The sequence below is a fragment of the Sphaerimonospora cavernae genome (genome assembly GCF_042435035.1).
Lineage (GTDB): Bacteria > Actinomycetota > Actinomycetes > Streptosporangiales > Streptosporangiaceae > Sphaerimonospora > Sphaerimonospora cavernae.
Genome location: NZ_JBHMQT010000025.1, coordinates 16972 through 33530, shown reverse-complemented (window position 1 = coordinate 33530; position 16559 = coordinate 16972). Strand labels below are relative to the sequence as shown.

Genomic DNA, 16559 nt, shown 5'->3' with positions numbered 1-16559 from the left:
ACCTACCGGTGGCTACCAGTCCCGAGTCTGCCGGATGGCGACTCTCTAACACTCATTAGGAGCAGGCGACCGTCGTGCAGCGCGTGACAGCTGTCTTGGTGCCGAGGAGCATGCCGGGGCCGTCTGTGCCGTACAGCCGGAACAGGGTGGCGGCCGGAGAGTCCGGCATGAGCAGGCTAGATAGGGCGGGGCCGCTCCGGGTGGTAGCCGTCCAGAATTCCCGGGCGAGTTTCTCACCCGCCTTCGGTACGGCCTGCGCCTTCACCTTGGGCGGCAGGACTTTCTGTCGTTTCGCCGCGGGCTGCGGCGGAGGCGCGGCCTCCGCCGGTTTCGTGGCCGATTCGACCGGTGGTGTGGCCTTGGCCGGTGCAGAGGGGGCAGCTCCGGCGGGTTTCGCCGCGACGCGGTTGACCGGCGGGGGAGATGTCACGGGTTCCGCCGGCTTGGCCAGACAGGACTCGCAGCCCAGCTTGGTTTTCGAGGCCACCAGTGGTTCCGGCTTGTCGCAGCTTGGGCAGCGCAATGCGGCGAACGCCCCGATCGGGGTCAGGTAGTCGAGCACCAGCGGATAGCGCCGGGAGCCGCGTAACACGTCGACGGGGAACCGGATCGCCGGCACCTGGACGACGTGCAGCCGGTACGGCCGGATCTCATGGTGGGCCTGGTATTTCTCGGCGATCTCGGTGAGCCGCCGGGCCCGTTCCTCCCGCGTGGCCGTGAGCCGCGCGGTCAGGATGGCGGCCCGCTCCTCGTCGGCGCCGCGGAGCCGGTTCTCGACGGAGGCGATCTGGTCGTCGTAGTAGTCGCGGGCTCGCTGCTGTTCCTGCCTGAACGCCGTCCGGGACTGCCCGGCGAGCGTGCCGCGCCGGGCGCGTGCGGTGGTCTCGATGATCTGATGCGCTTCGGTGAGCGCCTCCTCCAGCCCACCGGGCAGATCCATCCGCGGTTTCTCGGCAGGCGGAAGCCGCACGAGCCTGGACACCCAGGCGTCTGGAAGGGGCAGCCTGGAGCGCACGTCCAGCCAGCACTCCGCTCGCTCCTGGAAGTGATCTTCAGCTGAGAGAGAGTAACTGATCAGCACGCCGACCCGCAGCATCGGGCGTACTGTCGCGGCCGGGGAACCGGCCGGGTCGATCCGGCCATGGTCGACGGGGAACTGGTCGCGGGCCGCGGCCAGCAACACGTCCGCGTTGGGTGGTACGGAGGCGGGCGGAGTGAGCCCGACGATCCCGGCGTCTCCCTGAGCCAGCACCAGGTCCGCGGCCCGGGTGGGCGCGGGATGCCCGGTCGCCAGGAAGGTCAGGCCGTCCTCGCGGGCCGCGTCAGGGTCGGAGGTGACCGTCAGCTCACCAGGAAGGTCGAACTCCGCCGCGAGTGCCGGTGGCAGCAACACCAGGCTGCCGTCGATCACCGGCTCGGCCAGTCCGCCTTCCGCCTCGACATAGCGCAGCCAGAAACGCAGCCCCGAATCGGTTGTCATTCAGTCCTCGCCTACGAGAGCGTCGATCGAGCCCCGGCCCGCCAGGTAGTCGGCGCGGGCCCGCGCCAGATCATCGCCGAGTGATTCCAGCCGGGCTCCGAAGTCGTCATCGTCTCCAGCCGCGACGAGCGCGTCGAAGACCGAGGCCTCGAAGTCGAAGTCGTCGTCGACCCGGCCGAGGATCATGTCGAGCTCCCCGACGACCAGTTCGAACAGGTTGATCTTCCTTTCGAGGACATGCCGGATGCGCTGCTCGATCGTGCCGCGGGCGACGAGGTTGGTGAGGAGCACGTCGTGGGTCTGGCCGACCCGGTGCAGCCGGCCCAGCCGCTGCTCGATCTGCATCGGGTTCCACGGCAGGTCCATGTTGATCATTACGTGGCAGAACTGCAGGTTCCGGCCTTCGCCCGCGGACTCGGTGGACAGCAGCACCGGCGCTTCGTCGCGGAACGACGCGACCGCCTTGTCCTTGTCGTGCCGGGAGAGGCTGCCGTGGTAGACGGCGGCGGGGATCCCTTCCCCCGCCAGCGCCTGAGTGAGGCCGTCCAGCGTCTGCCGGTAGGCGGTGAAGACCAGGACCTTCTCATCCCGCTCGACGAACGGCTTCAGCCGGCGCAGCAACTCGGCGGTCTTCTCATGCCGCTGTACGGCCTGTGCCGCCGAGGCGAGCTCATCCCAGCCGATCTTGGCCAGGGTGGGCGCGACCGCGGCGGGACTGGAACCGGCCAGCTTGGCCAGGCTGCGCAGCGTGAACCGGTGGCTGTGCGCCGCACCCCGGGCTTCGGAGCGGATCCGCCGCAGCAGGGCGGAGTAGAACGCGGCCTCCTCATCGGCAGGTGTGATCAGCGCGGTCTCGGCGAGCCGCTGCGGCAGCAGCACCGCCACCTCGCTGCGGCGGTGCCTAACCATCACCTCACGGGTCCGGGCCCGCAACTCGCTGGGATTGCGCGGCGTGTCCCCGCCGCCGTGCCTGGTTTTGAACTGGGCGGCTGTGCCGAGCAGACCTGGCGAGACGATGCTGATCAGCTCGTACAGGTCCTGGAGCTTGTTCTCCACGGGGGTGGCGGTCAGCAGCAGGTAGTGGCGGCCACGGAGTTCCCTGGCCAGCTTGCCCGAGGCGCTGCGTGCGCCGCGTACCCGGTGCGCCTCGTCTATGATCACGATGTCCCATGGCTCGGCGGTGAGTCTGGAGCGCAGCGGATCGCGCCGGGCCGTGGCGAGCGAAGCCACCACGACGGATCCGTCGTGGTCCCAGCCCTTGCCGGTCGCCACGGTGGTGGGGAGACCGAACTTGCGTCCGAGCTCCTCGCCCCACTGGCCGACCAGTCCTGCCGGGGTGACGACGAGTGAACGGGCAGCCATGCCGCGGGCGCGCAGCTCCGACAGGACCAGCCCGGCCTCGATCGTCTTGCCCAGGCCCACCTCATCGGCCAGGATGGCCCGTCCCCGCATGCGGCGCAGCACCGTTTTCGCGGCAGCGACCTGGTAGTCGAACGGCTCGAAGCCCAGCCTCGGGACCGAGAGAAGGGTGTCGAATCCCGGCCGGTTCCACACATCGGCGGCATCCTGCACGAGCGAAGCGCGATCCGGGTTCACCGGACGATTCAACTGATCAAGCAGAGACCGGTAGAGGCTGAGCGGCATAGGTGAGTCTCTCGGCGAGAAAGGTTCGGGGAGAAGATCGGGGAGGGTTAAGCCTAGCGAGGTTTGGAGTCGGTGCGTAACCGGTTCGGGGCCGAGGGTGGTGGCCGAGGCGCCGACGCGCAGGCCGTACATGGAGCGGCCACTCGGCATGACGGGGTGTTCTCGCCGGCTCCGGCGACTTGCTGGAGCGGGCCACCGACGAAGCCGAGGAAGATCCCCTGCCCGAGGAGATCATCGCCGACCTCCGCCGTACGGCATCGACCAGCGCCTAGAAGGCCCTTCCTCGATCTGCTGACCGCTTACGGCTCCGCCTGGGGCATACGCGAACTGGTCGATCCTTACTCCTCGATCTCGGAGTGTGATATAACAAGCGCTTGATTGGCGACATGGGGGTACGTCCAAGCACTTCCCGAGGCCGCCGTTCCAGATCGGAAGGGAGTGAGATGGCTGAGACGCCGGACCGCCGGACCGCCATTCTCCAGCAGGCGGCCGCCATGTTCGCCGGCAAAGGGATCGCGTCGACGACCGTACGGGAGATCGCCGACGCCGTCGGGATGCTTTCCGGCAGCCTCTACCACCATTTCAAGTCCAAGGACGAGATGGTGGACGCGATTGTGACCAGCTACCTGGACGACCTCACGTCTCGGTACGAGAAGATCATGGCGGAGGTCTCCGGTCCGCGCACGCAGTTGGCCGAACTCATCCGCGGCTCGCTGGTGGTGATGGAGGCACACCCGCACGCCAGCGAGCTCTATCAGAACAGCGGCAATCACCTGCCCTCGCTGCCGTCCTTCGATCAGATCAAACGCGCCGCCGGCGTCATCCATGAGACCTGGGTCGGTGTTCTCGAGGCCGGTGTCGCCTCCGGGGACTTTCGTTCGGACATTTCACCACGCGTCATGTACCGGCTGATCCGTGACGCGCTCTGGCTCTCGGTCCGCTGGTTCAAGCCCACGGAGCAGTACTCCCCGGAACGGTTCGCCGACGACATCGTCTCCCTCTTCCTGCACGGTCTGAGCCCGCGCTGAGAGCCGGTGGTCACCGGCCGCCCTGGCAATTCAACCAAGCGCTTGCTACATTCAGTCGCAGCGCTTATGCCTTGACGTTCGTCTCCGGGAGCAGCCGATGAGTCATGTCGTCCAGACCGGCCTGGGACTGTCCGCCGCGGTGGGCGGCTGGCTCGCCGCCCATGTCCCGGGGCTCCGGGCGCCGGTCGAGTTCTCCAGGCTGGCCGGGGGCCGGTCCAACCTGACGTTCCTGGTCACCGATGCCGCGGGCGTACGGTTCGTGCTGCGTCGGCCGCCGCTGGGGGACCATCCGGCGAACGCGCACGACGTCCTGCGCGAGGCCCGCATACTCCGTGCGGTGGCGGGCGAGATGCCGGTGCCGGCCGTCCTCGCGGTGTGCGAGGACCCCGCTGTCACCGGGGCCCCGTTCGTCGTGATGGAGCACCTGGACGGCCTGGTGCTGCGCGACCCGGCCGGCGTGGAAGCGGCCTTCCCGGTCGGTGACCGCGGGCGGATCGGTCCGGCGCTGATCGACGCCATGGCCGCCCTGCATTCGGTCGACCCGGCCCGCCTCGGGCTGGGCGGCCTGGCCGAGCGGCGCGACCATCTCGCCCGGCAGCTGCGCCGCTGGCACGACAACTGGCGCAAGACGACCATCCGCCCGCTTCCGGACCTCGAGCGGGCCCACGCCCGGCTGGTGGAGCACATTCCAGAGCAGCGGCGGACCGGGATCGTGCACGGCGATTTCCGGCTGGACAACTGCCTGCTCGACACCGGAGGCACGGTGCTGGGCATCCTCGACTGGGAGCTCACCACGATCGGCGACCCGCTGGCCGACCTCGGACAGTTCCTGGTCTACTGGGCCGAGCCCGGCGACGCGCACACCGCGCTGCACACCCCGCCGACCGGACTGGCCGGATTCGCCTCCCGGGACGACCTGTGCGCCCGGTACTTCGCCGGCCTCGGCGTCGACCCCGCCCCGGTGGACTACTACCTGGCCTTCAACTGGTGGAAAACCGCCTGCATCGTGGAGAACGTCTACACCCGCATGCTCTCCGGCGCGATGGGCGCCACCGATCGGAGCCCGGAGTCGTTCGGCGAGCAGGCGGCCGGACTGGCCGCCCAGGCCTGGCGGTACGCCTCCCGGCTGCGCTGACGCCGAACGCCGCGAGCATCTCGCTCAACGGGATGCTCCGGACGGCGGGGCCGGCTGCTCTTACCTTGGGCGCGATGTCGGGGACCCCGATCGAGCGGCCGAATGGATCTGGACGGAGCCGGTCGATCGTTGACCTTTCACCAAGCGCTTGCTAGGTTGCTTTCACATCTCGCTGGACCCGAGGGAGCACAACCATGAATCCGCAGCCCTCACCCGACTCGCCGGTGCTCGTGACCGGCGCCGCCTCCGGCATCGGAGCGGCGTGTGCGGCCGCGATCGCGGCCTGCGGCCGGCCGGTGGTCCTGTGGGACCTGGATCCCGCGGCGGTGACCGAGGCCGGCGCCCGGCTGGAAGCGGCGGCCGAGGTCCCGGTTCTGGCGGCGGCGGTGGACGTGTCGAAGCCGGAGCTGTACGCCGGGGCGCTGGACGCCGCCCGGAGCGTGGTCGGGCCGATCGGCGGTTTCGTCCACTGCGCCGGGGTGGTCGACTCCACCCCGATGTCCCGGCTGAGCGCCGAGGCGTGGCGGCGGGTGCTGGAGGTCAACCTCACCGCGTTCGGTTTCCTCACCGCCGCCCTGATCGCCGACCTGACCTCGCGAGACGGGTCGAGCGTCGTCGGGATCGGCTCGGTCAACGCCCTGGTCGGGCAGGGCGCGATCCCGTCCTACAGCGCTTCCAAGGCGGGCGTCCTCGGTCTGGTCCGTTCTCTGGCGGCCGAACTGGGACCCCGCGGGGTCCGGGTCAACGCCGTGTGCCCCGGATACATCGCCACCCCCATGCTCAGCCGCAGCCTGGAGGACGCGGGCCGGGCCGGGCGGATGGCCGGGCTCGCCATGCTCAAGCGGGTGGGACGCCCTGAGGAGGTCGCGAGCGTCGTCCGGTTCCTTCTCAGCGGCGAGGCCTCCTTCGTCACCGGGAGCACGATCATGGTGGACGGCGGCGTGACGGCGAACGACGCGATGGCGGCGCTGGCATGACCGGGGCGCAGAACGGTCAGGCCGGGCGCCGGCCGAACGTGGTGATGATCGTCCTCGACGACACCGGGTTCGCCCAGCTGGGGTGCTACGGATCGGACATCGAGACCCCGAACATCGATCGGCTGGCCGACGAGGGCCTTCGGTACAACAACTTCCACGTGACCGCCCTGTGCTCGCCCACCCGGGCCTCCCTGCTGACCGGGCGCAACCACCATCGGGTGGGGATGGGGTGGCTGACCGACGTCCCGTGCCCGGAGCCCGGCTACAGCGCGAAGATCTCTCCGGCGGCGGGCACGCTGCCGGCGGTGCTCAGGGCATCGGGATACAGCACGTTCGCGGCCGGTAAGTGGCATCTTGCCCCGCGGTGGGAGGTCAACCCCGCCGGGCCGTACGACCGGTGGCCGCTGGGGCTCGGCTTCGAGCGCTTCTACGGGTTCCTCAGCGCCGAGACGTCCCAGCGGACGCCCACGCTGGTGCGGGACAACTCCTACGTCGCTCCGCCCCGCGGTCCTGAGGAGGGCTACCACCTGACCGAGGACCTCGCCGACGAGACCATCGCCTTCATCCGCGACCAGCAGCAGAACTGCCCGGCCAAGCCGTTCTTCGTCTACCTGGCCACCGGCGCGATGCACGCCCCGCTGCAGGCCCCCGAGCAGTGGGTCCAGCACTACCGGGGACGATTCGACCAGGGCTGGGACGTCTGGCGCGAAGCGGTCGTACGGCGCCAGCGCGAGCTGGGCATCCTGCCTCCCGGCGCCGAGCCGACGCCGAGGCCGCCCTGGGTGCGTCCCTGGGAGGAGATGGACGAACAAGAGCGCCGGGTGTGCGCACGCGGGATGGAGATCTTCGCGGCCTACCTGAGCCACACCGACGCCCAGATCGGCCGGGTGCTGGACTACCTGCGGGAGATCGGCCGGCTCGACGACACCATCGTCATGCTGGTGTCGGACAACGGGACCAGTTCCGAGGGCGGGCCGGACGGATCGCTCAACTACCACGGCCTGCGGATCGACCGCGACGCCAACCGGGAGCTGACGCTGGGCGGGCTCGACGAGATGACGGGCCCGAGATCATACGTGCAGTACTCCTGGGGCTGGGCGTGGGCGGGCAACACCCCGTTCTGGCTCTGGAAACGCTTCACCGCGCTGGGCGGGGTCAGGACGCCACTGGTGGTCCACTGGCCGTCCGGGATCGCCTCCGGGGGCCAGGTGCGCCGACAGTTCTGCCACGCGGTGGACCTGATGCCCACCCTGCTGGAGGCGGCCGGGATCGAGCCGCCCGAACGGCTCGCCGGGGTGGAACAGATGTCCTTCGACGGCGCGAGCATCGGCCGTACCTTCGCCGATCCGCAGGCGCCCGCCCCGCGCGACAGCCAGTACTTCGAATGCTCGGGATCGCGCTCGATGTATCACCGGGGCTGGCAGATCCGGACCGACCATGTGGGGCCGACGCCCGCCCTGGAACGGGAGATGATCCCGGGCAGCCACGACTTCGACACCGACCGGTGGTCACTGTTCAACCTGGAGGAGGACTTCGCGGAGACCCGCGACCTGGCCGACGAGCACCCGGAGATCGTCGACCGGCTCGTCGAGATGTGGCGGACCGAGGCCGGCCGCAACCAGGTCCTGCCCCTCAACGACGGGTACTCCTTCAGACCCCAGATGCCGCGCCCGGACACCCACCGGCAACCGCCGCGAGTCGTGTACCGGCCGGGGAGGGGACCGGTGTCGGAGTTCCTGCACCCGGTCCTCACCGAGGGGTTCCGGATGACGGCGCACCTCGAGCTCGGCACGCCGTCCGCCGACGGCATGATCGTCGCCGTCGGCGACTGGACGCAGGGACTGGCGTGGTATCTGCTCGACGGCCGCATGGTGGCGGTGTGCAACCTCGCCGGCGTCGAGCACCGGCTGTCCGCGCCGCAACGGCTGGGAACCGGCCGGCACGAGGTGACGCTGTCCTACCGGAAGACGGCCGCGGGCGGCGTGTTCCACCTGCACCGGCACGGCCGGCAGGTGGCTGAGCTTCCGGTCCCCGGCCCGCTGCCGGCGCGCTGGCAGATCGGCGGCCCCGGCCTGTTCGTCGGATGCGACACCGGCTTTCCCGTCAGTGACGACTACCGGCCGCCGTTCGACTTCCAGGGCGTGCTCGAGCGCGTGGTCGTCGAGAGCGTCGTCTCGGACGACGCCGAGGATCAGCCGGTCCCGGTGGCGGTGGAGCTCCGTCACGAGTGAGGTCGCCAGGTGACGACACCCGACGCCCCCAGTGCAGCATTCGGCCCGATGGCCGTGACGACAACTTCTGAAAGGTGAAGCATGAGCACGGACTCGCGTCCCCGCTTGGACGTTCTGGTCATCGGAGCCGGGTTCGCCGGGCTGTACGCGATCCACGCGGCACGCCGGGCCGGCCTGGACGTTCTCTGTCTCGAAGCCGGTGCCGGCGTCGGCGGCACCTGGTACTACAACCGCTACCCCGGCGCGCGCTGCGACGTGGAGAGCATCGACTACTCCTACTCCTTCGACGAGGTGCTCCAGGACGAATGGGAGTGGAGCGAGCGCTACGCCACCCAGCCGGAGATCCTCGCCTACATCGAGTACGTGGCCGAGCGTTTCGACCTGCTCAGCAGCGTCCGGCTGGAGACCCGTGCCGTCAGCGCGCATTTCGACGAGCGGACCCCGACCTGGCGGGTGTGCTCGGAAAGCGGTGAAGAGTTCGAGGCCCGCTATCTGTTGTGCGCCACCGGGTCGCTGTCCGCGCCGAACAAGCCGGCCATCCCCGGCGTCGACGACTTCGCCGGCGAGGTCTACTACACCGCCGAGTGGCCGCACACCGAGCCGGACCTGGCCGGCAAACGGGTTGGCCTGATCGGCACCGGCTCGTCGGGGATCCAGTCGACCCCGCTGCTCGCGGCACGGGCCAAGCAGCTCACCGTCTTCCAGCGGACCCCGAACTACAGCGTGCCGGCCCTGAACCGGAACTTCACGCCGGCCGACCAGGTCAGGATCCGCGAGGAGTATCCGGAGCGACGCAGCAAGTCCAGGCGCAGCGGCGGCGGCTCGCCGTACGTCGCCTACCCCAAGAACGGCGTCGACTGCACGCCCGAGGAGCGCCAGGCGGCGCTGGAGAAGGGGTGGACGACGGGCGGCGTGCTCTTCGGCAAGACCTTCCCCGACCAGTACGTCAACGAGGAGACCAACCGCTACGCCGCGGACTTCTTCGAAGCGAAGATCCGGCGGATCGTGCACGACCCGGCGACCGCCGGGGACCTCATCCCGGACGACCACCCGATCGGCACGAAGCGGATCTGCACCGACTCGGGGTACTTCGAGACGTTCAACCGGGACAACGTCGCCCTGGTGAACCTGCGCAAGGACCCGATCGTCCGGATCACCGAGTGGGGGATCAAGACCGAGGGCGCCGCCCACGAACTCGACGTCCTGATCTTCGCCACCGGCTTCGACGCGATGACCGGGGCGCTGCAGCGCATCGACATCCGGGGAACCGGCGGGGCGTCGTTCCGCGAGGCCTGGCGCGAGGGACCTGTCAGCTACCTGGGCTACCAGGTGCCGGACTTCCCCAACCTGTTCATCGTGAGCGGTCCGGGATCGCCCGCCGTGCTGGCGAACATGGTGCTCGCCGCCGAGATGCAGATCGACTGGCTGCTCAAGCTGATCCATCACGCCGACGAGACGGGCGCGAACCGGATCGAGCCCCGCGCGGACGCCGCCGCGAAGTGGACCGCCCACGTCCAGGAGGCGGCGGACCAGACCCTCTTCCCCCGCGCGAACTCCTGGTACGTCGGCGCGAACATCGAGGGCAAGCCGCGCACGTTCATGCTCTACGTGCGCGGCCTCGGAACCTACGCCGGCGTCTGCGAGGAAGTCGCCGAGAACGGCTACGAGGGCTTCGTGCTCACCTCGCACAGCCCCGCGCCGGCACACTGATCGAAAGGTTCGGAACATGCGTGAGTCGTTGCGGGGCAAGGTCGCCGTCATCACCGGAGCCGGCCGCGGCATCGGACGGGCCAGTGCCGTACTGTTCGCCGCGGAAGGGGCGAGCGTCGTGGTGAGCGACATCGACCCGGCGACCGCGGCCGGCACCGTCGACGCCATCACCGGCTCCGGGGGGACGGCCGTGGCAGTCTCCGCCGACGTGACCGTACAGGAGCAGGTCGCCCACCTGGTCGACGTCGCCGTCGAGCGGTACGGCCGCCTCGACGTCATGTTCAACCACGCGGGCGGCACCACCCCCGCTCCGGTCCACGAGGTGACCTCGGAGCAGTTCCACCACATCGTCGAACTGAACCTCGGGTCGATGTTCTACGGGGTGCGGGCGGCCCTGCCGGTGATGATGGAACAGAGGTCCGGGGTCATCCTCTCCACGACGTCGGGCGGCGGCATCGGGGCGGTGCCGGGGCTGGGGATCTACGGGGCCGCCAAGGCGGGGATCATCGCGTTGACCCGCAGCGTCGCCGCGGAGTACGGCCGGTACGGCATCCGGGCCGTCGCGATCTCGCCCGGATCCATGGACACCCACGGCTTCCGGCAGTGGCTGAACGCGCTGCCCGGCTCCGACGAGGACTACTTCAGCCAGATCCCCTCGGGCCGCCTCGGCGTCGACCAGGACATCGCCCACGTGGCCGCCTTCCTGGCCGGTGACGCGGCCGCGTACGTCAACGGCATCACCGTTCCGGTGGACGGGGGGACCACCGGCCTGCTCGCCATCCCCCACGTCACCGCCTGACCGTTGGTGCCGGGGGAGACGAAGATGCTCGCGACCAAGATTCCAGATATCGAGGTGGTGGAATGATGGACGTCGGCCAGACCAACGACGACCTGCTCATCAGGGGACTCATCGGGCACGCTGCGCGACTCGCGGACGAGGGCGACCCCGACGACTACCGCACGGTCTACACCCACGACGCCACCTGGACGTTGGGGGAGAGCTCGCAGTCCGGCATTGAGGAGATCGTCGCGAACGCCCGTCGGCTACGCGCCGGGGGCGTCAGCGGACCCGGTACGGCGACTCGCCACCTCGTGGTCCCGCTGGAGGTGACCGTGGACGGTGACACGGCCACGGCCGTGTCGTACTTCCTCTTCTTCGCCGACACCGATTCGGCGCCCACGGCGCGCATGTTCGGCGTCTACACCGACGAGTTCGTCCGTACCCTCGACGGGTGGCGGATCCGGCGACGTGTGAGCCGTGCCGGATGACCTACGGCAACCGGATCTGCGTGAGCGGCATGGCTGCGGTCTCCTGGCCGCTGCCGGAGGAGCTCGAGATGTACCGGCGTACCGGTACGGACCTGGTCGGCCTCACCGTGCCGAAGCTCGCCGCCTGCGGTTGGCCGGCCGCCTACGACGTGATCGGCCGCAGCGGCGTGGACGTCGAATACCTGGTGCACCCGTTCACCGCCGATCCCGATGACGGCGACGGCTGGACCGAGCAGGTGCACAGCCTGATGGCCGCGGTGGACGCGGCGGAACGGATCGGTGCCCGTACGGTGTACCTGACCGTGGGACCGTCGGGAGATCTGTCCTGGGAGGAGGCCGCGGACCGGTTCACCCGCCGGATGGCGCCGGCGGTCGAACACGCGGGTGAGGCGGGGATCGCGCTGGCCCTGGAGAACACGATGTCGGTGCGGTGTGACCTCAGCTTCATCCACACTGTCCGGGACGCCGCCGAACTGGCCCGCAGGCTCGATGTGGGGCTGTGCGTCGACCTGTACTGCTGCTGGCAGGAGGGCGGGCTGCGGTCGACCTTGCGCGCGGAGGTCGACCGGATCCGGCTGCTGCAGGTGAGCGACTTCAAGGTCGGCACGTTGAGCTTTCCGAACCGCTGGGTTCCCGGCGACGCGGACCTGCCGATGGCCAGGCTGCTCGACGACACGCTGGCGGACGGCTACCGGGGAACCGTGGACGTCGAACTCGCCGGGCCGGCGATCGACGCCGAAGGGGCCGAGAGCGCGCTGACCCGCGGCGTGGCCTGGACGGCGACGCGCCTGGGACGCACCGGCTGAGGCTGCTCCAACGAAGTGACTTCTCCGCTCGCGGAAGGGAGCGGAGAAGTCACGTGGTGGTAGTTCTCGCCGGAATTCAAGGCATGCGTCATCGGTGGTCGACTCCTCGCGGTCCCGCATCGCGCCGGAGGGACTCCCGTCCCCCCGGCGTCCAGGCGGATTGATCCGAAATCAGCGGTATCGCCGCAGTTCCTGGCGGGCGACGGTCCGGATGTGCACCTCGTCGGGGCCGTCGGCGATGCCGAGGATCCGCGCGCTGGCCCACATGCGGGCGATCGGGAAGTCCTCCGTCACCCCGCCCCCGCCGTGGGCCTGGATGGCCCGGTCCAGTACGGCGCGGGCCACGCGGGGCGCCACCACCTTGATGGCGGCGATCTCGGTGGCCGCTCCCTTGGCGCCCACCCGGTCGATCATCCACGCGGCCTTGAGCACCAGCAGCCGGGCCTGCTCGATCTCCATGCGGGACTCGGCGATCCAGGTCCGCACCACACCCTGATCCGACAGCGGCCCGCCGAAGGCGTCTCGGGACATGGTGCGGCGCACCATCAGTTCCAGTCCGCGTTCGGCCATGCCGAGCGTGCGCATGGCGTGGTGGATCCGGCCCGGGCCGAGCCGGGCCTGGGCGATGGCGAAGCCGTCGCCCTCTCCACCGAGCAGGTTGGTCGCGGGCACCCGTACGTCGGTGAAGCGGATCTCGCAGTGGCCGTGCTGGTCGTGGTAGCCGAAGATGGGCAGCGACCGGATGATCTCGACACCCGGCGTCGCGACCGGGACCAGGATCATCGACTGCTGTCGGTGCGGCGCCGCCTGCGGGTCGGTCTTGCCCATCAGGACCAGCAGCTCACAGCGCGGGTCGGCCGCGCCGGTGGTCCACCACTTGTGCCCGTTGATCACGTATTCGTCGCCGTCGCGGACGATCGACGTGCTGATGTTGCGGGCGTCGGAGGAGGCCACCCCGGGTTCGGTCATCGAGAAGCCCGAGCGGATCCGCCCGTCCAGCAGCGGCTCCAGCCAGCGGGCCTTCTGTTCCGGCGTGCCGAACAGGTGCAGCAGTTCCATGTTGCCGGTGTCGGGGGCGGCGCAGTTCAGCGCCTCCGGGGCGATGTACGGCGACCGGCCGGTCATCTCGGCCAGGTAGGCGTACTCGAGGTTGGACAGTCCAGAGAGATCCGGCAGGAACAGGTTCCACAGGCCCAGCCGGCGCGCCTCGGTCTTCAGCTCCTCGACGATGGGCGGCAGCACGTGGCTGCGCGGGCCCGCCTCCTCGAGTTGCGCCGCATACACCGGTTCGGCCGGATAGACCCGCTCGGTCATGAAATCGCCGAGTGTGGCAAGCAGTTCGAGGGCTCGTTCGCTCGGGCCCAGATCCATTTGACGCAGCTCCATTCCCGCCTGCGCGGGCCCGGTCGTGGTCATGGCATCTCTCCGGTTCGAAGGACGATCTTTCCTTTTGCCTCGCGGTTCATCACCACGGCGAGTGCGGCGGCCGCCTCGGCCAGCGGATAGCGGCGGTCGATGTGCGGACGCAGCAGGCCCGCGGAGTACCACTCGAGCAGCCGGGACATGTTCTCGGCGTTGGCCCCGGGATTGCGGCCGGCCCACGCGCCCCACAGGACGCCGAGCAGCTCGCCCTCCTTCAGCAGCAGCCGGTTCATTCCCACCCGGGGGATGTCGCCGGAGGCGTAGCCGACGGTCAGGTACCGGCCGCCCCAGGCCAGCGCCCGCACCGCGGTGTCGGCCGCCGTGCCGCCGACCGGGTCGTACACCACGTCCACCCCGGCGCCGCCGGTGATCTCTTTCAGCCGCGAGGCCAGGTCGGTCTCCCGGTAGTCGATCAGCTCGTCGGCCCCGTGCTCGGCGCACAGGTTCAGCTTCTCCTCGCTGGAAGCGGCCGCGATCACCCGGGCGCCGAGGACCTTGCCGATCTGCACGGCGGTCAGCCCGACCCCGCCGGAGGCGCCCAGCACCAGCAGGGTCTCGCCTGCCCGCAGCCGTGCCCGGTCGACGAGCCCGTGGTAGGAGGTGCCGTAGACCACGGGGAAGGCCGCGGCGTGGTCCAGGTTCATGTCGTCGGGGATCGGGTGCACCCGCTCGGCGGTGACGACGACCTGTTCGGCATATCCGCCGATGCCGCAGAAGGCCATGACCCGATCGCCCGGGGCGGGTCCGGTCACCCCCTCGCCGACCGCGCGGACGATGCCGGCCACCTCCGAGCCCGGGCTGAACGGCAGCGGCGGCTTGGTCTGGTAGGTGCCGGCGACGATCAGCCCGTCGGGGAAGTTCACCCCGGCGGACCGTACGTCCACCACGACCTGGCCGGGCCCCGCGACGAGGTCGGGCACCTCGTCCGCCACCAGGTTCTCCGGCCCGCCGAGCTCGCGGCACAGCATCGCCTTCACAGCCGGTCTGCCTCCCCATCAGGCTGTGCGCCGGGCAGCACGAACGTCGACCAGGCCGTCACGGCCTTGCCGCCGGTCTGGCGGCGGCAGGTCAGCTCGACGTCCACCCGCCGTTCGCCCTCGTGGTCGTACTCGCGGACCACCTCGCCGCCGCAGGTGAGCACGTCGCCGGGCCAGACCTGCTCCAGGAAGCGGATCCGGAAGTTGCGCACGTTCTCGGCGCCCAGCCAGTTCGTCGCGTAGGTGCCCAGCAGGCTTGCCTGCCACATCCCGACCGAGAAGGGGGTCGGGAAGCCGGCGGCCTTGGCGAACTCCTCGTCGTGGTGGATCGGGTTCATGTCTCCCGACGCGCCCTGGTAGCGGACGAAGTCGGTACGGGTCACCGGGCCGACCACCCACGGGTCGGGTGCTGCGGGAACGGTCATGACTCCTCCGCCGGGGGTCGTGCGGTCTCGACGCCGGTCAGCTTGGCCTGGGCGACCAGGCGGCCGGTCTCGTCGCGGAATTCCGTGATCATCACGGCGAACGTCAGCTCACCGCCGCGGCGGCCCTGCTTGGTGTAGATCTCGCTGATGTGCGACTGACAGGTCAGGCGGGTGCCGGCGCTCGGCGGCGGCCCGAAGAACGTGTACTCCTGCTCGGCGTGCAGGCCGCGCTTCTGGTCCAGTTCCACGGCCGACCAAGGGTTGGCATCGCCCGTACCCCAGAAGAACGTCGTGGTCAGGAACGTCGGCGGGACGACGGGCTGTTCGGCGTCCAGGTACGCCGGGTCGGTCGATCCGGTGGCGCGGGCGAACTCGCGGATCTTGCCGCGCTCCACGTCCATCCGGAACGGGACGCCCTGTGTGCCGACGGCATTGGGATTGGCCATCTGGTGCTCCTTCCGGTCACGCGTGCCGGTTGCCGGGTTCGGGCTGGAGGGTCGGTTCAGCCACGGCTGCGCAGTTCCTTGTCGATGTCGGCGACGGTCCACCGGGCGCCACGGTCGACGGTCCAGGCGTAGCTCCAGCCGGCGAACTGCCGGATCTCGCCGCCCTTGGCGTAGTACACCTGCCCGTTGACCGGGCAGTCCTCGGTGAGCAGCCAGGCCACCAGGGGGGAGACGTTGCCGGGGTGGTACACGTCGAAGGCCTCGGGATCGGCCGGCGCGGCCACCATCTCCGCGATGCCGGGCACGTTCTCGGTCATCCGGGTGCGGGCGACCGGGGTGACGGCGTTGACCCGGACCCCGTACCGGCCCAGTTCCTGGGCCAGGATCACCGTCAGCGCGGCGATGCCCGCCTTGGCCGCGCCGTAGTTGCTCTGGCCGACCGCGCCGATCAGACCTGAGGTGGAGGGCACGTTGACCACCGAGGCGGTCGGCCGGCGACCCGCCTTGGACTCGTTGCGCCAGTGCTCGGCGAAGACCCGGGCGGGCGCGAACGTGGCGCGCAGCTGGCCCCGGATCACCGCGTCCCAGTCCTCTTCGGACATGTTGACGAACATCCGGTCGCGCAGGACGCCGGCGTTGTTGACCAGGCCGTGCACGGCGCCGAACTCGCCGCGGGCCAGTTCCAGCAGCTCCCGGGCGCCCTCCAGGGTGGCGGCGTCGGCGGCGCTGGCCACCGCCTGCCCGCCGGCGGCCCGGATCTCCTCGGCGACGGCCTGAGCGAAGGCGGGGTCACCGCCGCGGCCGTCGGCGTCGGCGCCGTTGTCGTTGACGACGACCTTGGCACCCTCGGCGGCCGCGAGCAGCGCGTGCTCCCGGCCGATTCCGCGACCGGCACCGGTGATCACCACGACGCGGTCGTTCAATGCGGACATGTGGCAGTCCTCCTGATAAGAGTTCGGTTGTTCAAGGTGCGGCTGTGCAAAGGTGACGGCTGTTCAGGGCGACGGTG

Annotated in this window: 15 protein-coding genes; 8 read left to right on the top strand and 7 right to left on the bottom strand. The window is 70.1% G+C overall.

Annotated elements, in window-relative coordinates:
* Positions 1-55: 55 nt before the first annotated feature.
* Both ACFHYQ_RS12965 and ACFHYQ_RS12960 read right to left on the bottom strand, forming a co-directional pair.
* The gene (locus ACFHYQ_RS12965) at positions 56-1480 is read right to left on the bottom strand and encodes a hypothetical protein (RefSeq protein WP_394301369.1); all 1425 of its coding nucleotides are present in this window, start codon (positions 1478-1480) and stop codon (positions 56-58) included.
* The gene (locus tag ACFHYQ_RS12960; protein ID WP_394301368.1) at positions 1481-3088 is read right to left on the bottom strand and encodes a DEAD/DEAH box helicase; all 1608 of its coding nucleotides are present in this window, start codon (positions 3086-3088) and stop codon (positions 1481-1483) included.
* 479 nt (positions 3089-3567) lie between these two features.
* Between ACFHYQ_RS12960 and ACFHYQ_RS12955 the strand changes: the two genes are divergently transcribed.
* The 8 genes from ACFHYQ_RS12955 (at position 3568) to ACFHYQ_RS12920 (ending at position 12280) form a co-directional block, all read left to right on the top strand.
* Positions 3568-4152, top strand: a complete 585-nt coding sequence (locus tag ACFHYQ_RS12955; protein ID WP_394301367.1) for a TetR/AcrR family transcriptional regulator — start codon at positions 3568-3570, stop codon at positions 4150-4152.
* A gap of 97 nt (positions 4153-4249) precedes the next feature.
* On the top strand, positions 4250-5287 hold the full coding sequence (locus ACFHYQ_RS12950) for a phosphotransferase family protein (protein WP_394301366.1): 1038 nt from the start codon (positions 4250-4252) through the stop codon (positions 5285-5287).
* Between the two features lie 194 nt (positions 5288-5481).
* The gene (locus ACFHYQ_RS12945; RefSeq protein ID WP_394301365.1) at positions 5482-6264 is read left to right on the top strand and encodes an SDR family NAD(P)-dependent oxidoreductase; all 783 of its coding nucleotides are present in this window, start codon (positions 5482-5484) and stop codon (positions 6262-6264) included.
* Positions 6261-8495: an arylsulfatase gene (locus tag ACFHYQ_RS12940; RefSeq protein ID WP_394301364.1), complete on the top strand. Its 2235-nt coding sequence runs from the start codon at positions 6261-6263 to the stop codon at positions 8493-8495. The genes ACFHYQ_RS12945 and ACFHYQ_RS12940 overlap by 4 nt, the downstream gene beginning before the upstream one ends.
* A gap of 81 nt (positions 8496-8576) precedes the next feature.
* The gene (locus ACFHYQ_RS12935; RefSeq protein WP_394301363.1) at positions 8577-10205 is read left to right on the top strand and encodes a flavin-containing monooxygenase; all 1629 of its coding nucleotides are present in this window, start codon (positions 8577-8579) and stop codon (positions 10203-10205) included.
* Between the two features lie 16 nt (positions 10206-10221).
* Positions 10222-11004, top strand: a complete 783-nt coding sequence (locus ACFHYQ_RS12930) for an SDR family NAD(P)-dependent oxidoreductase (protein ID WP_394301362.1) — start codon at positions 10222-10224, stop codon at positions 11002-11004.
* A 62-nt stretch (positions 11005-11066) separates the two neighbouring features.
* Complete coding sequence (locus tag ACFHYQ_RS12925) at positions 11067-11474, top strand: nuclear transport factor 2 family protein (RefSeq protein ID WP_394301361.1); 408 nt, start codon at positions 11067-11069, stop codon at positions 11472-11474.
* Positions 11438-12280 carry a sugar phosphate isomerase/epimerase family protein gene (locus ACFHYQ_RS12920; protein ID WP_394301360.1) on the top strand — a complete coding sequence of 281 codons (843 nt, stop codon included), beginning with the start codon at positions 11438-11440 and terminating at the stop codon, positions 12278-12280. The genes ACFHYQ_RS12925 and ACFHYQ_RS12920 overlap by 37 nt, the downstream gene beginning before the upstream one ends.
* 171 nt (positions 12281-12451) lie before the next feature.
* Here the strand turns inward: ACFHYQ_RS12920 and ACFHYQ_RS12915 are convergent, their stop codons facing one another.
* The 5 genes from ACFHYQ_RS12915 to ACFHYQ_RS12895 are packed head-to-tail and all read right to left on the bottom strand — an operon-like array spanning position 12452 to position 16482.
* Positions 12452-13651: an acyl-CoA dehydrogenase family protein gene (locus tag ACFHYQ_RS12915; protein WP_394301371.1), complete on the bottom strand. Its 1200-nt coding sequence runs from the start codon at positions 13649-13651 to the stop codon at positions 12452-12454.
* A 41-nt stretch (positions 13652-13692) separates the two neighbouring features.
* Positions 13693-14670: an NADPH:quinone oxidoreductase family protein gene (locus tag ACFHYQ_RS12910; RefSeq protein WP_394301370.1), complete on the bottom strand. Its 978-nt coding sequence runs from the start codon at positions 14668-14670 to the stop codon at positions 13693-13695.
* Positions 14671-14675: 5 nt separating this feature from the next.
* A complete protein-coding gene (locus tag ACFHYQ_RS12905; RefSeq protein ID WP_394301359.1) occupies positions 14676-15104 on the bottom strand; it encodes a MaoC/PaaZ C-terminal domain-containing protein in 429 nt (142 codons plus the stop codon).
* Positions 15101-15550, bottom strand: coding sequence for an FAS1-like dehydratase domain-containing protein (locus tag ACFHYQ_RS12900; protein ID WP_394301358.1), 450 nt, complete (start codon positions 15548-15550; stop codon positions 15101-15103). The genes ACFHYQ_RS12905 and ACFHYQ_RS12900 overlap by 4 nt, the downstream gene beginning before the upstream one ends.
* 56 nt (positions 15551-15606) lie before the next feature.
* Positions 15607-16482 (bottom strand): SDR family NAD(P)-dependent oxidoreductase, encoded by an 876-nt coding sequence (locus ACFHYQ_RS12895; RefSeq protein ID WP_204010155.1) that lies wholly within the window; start codon positions 16480-16482, stop codon positions 15607-15609.
* Positions 16483-16559 lie beyond the last annotated feature (77 nt).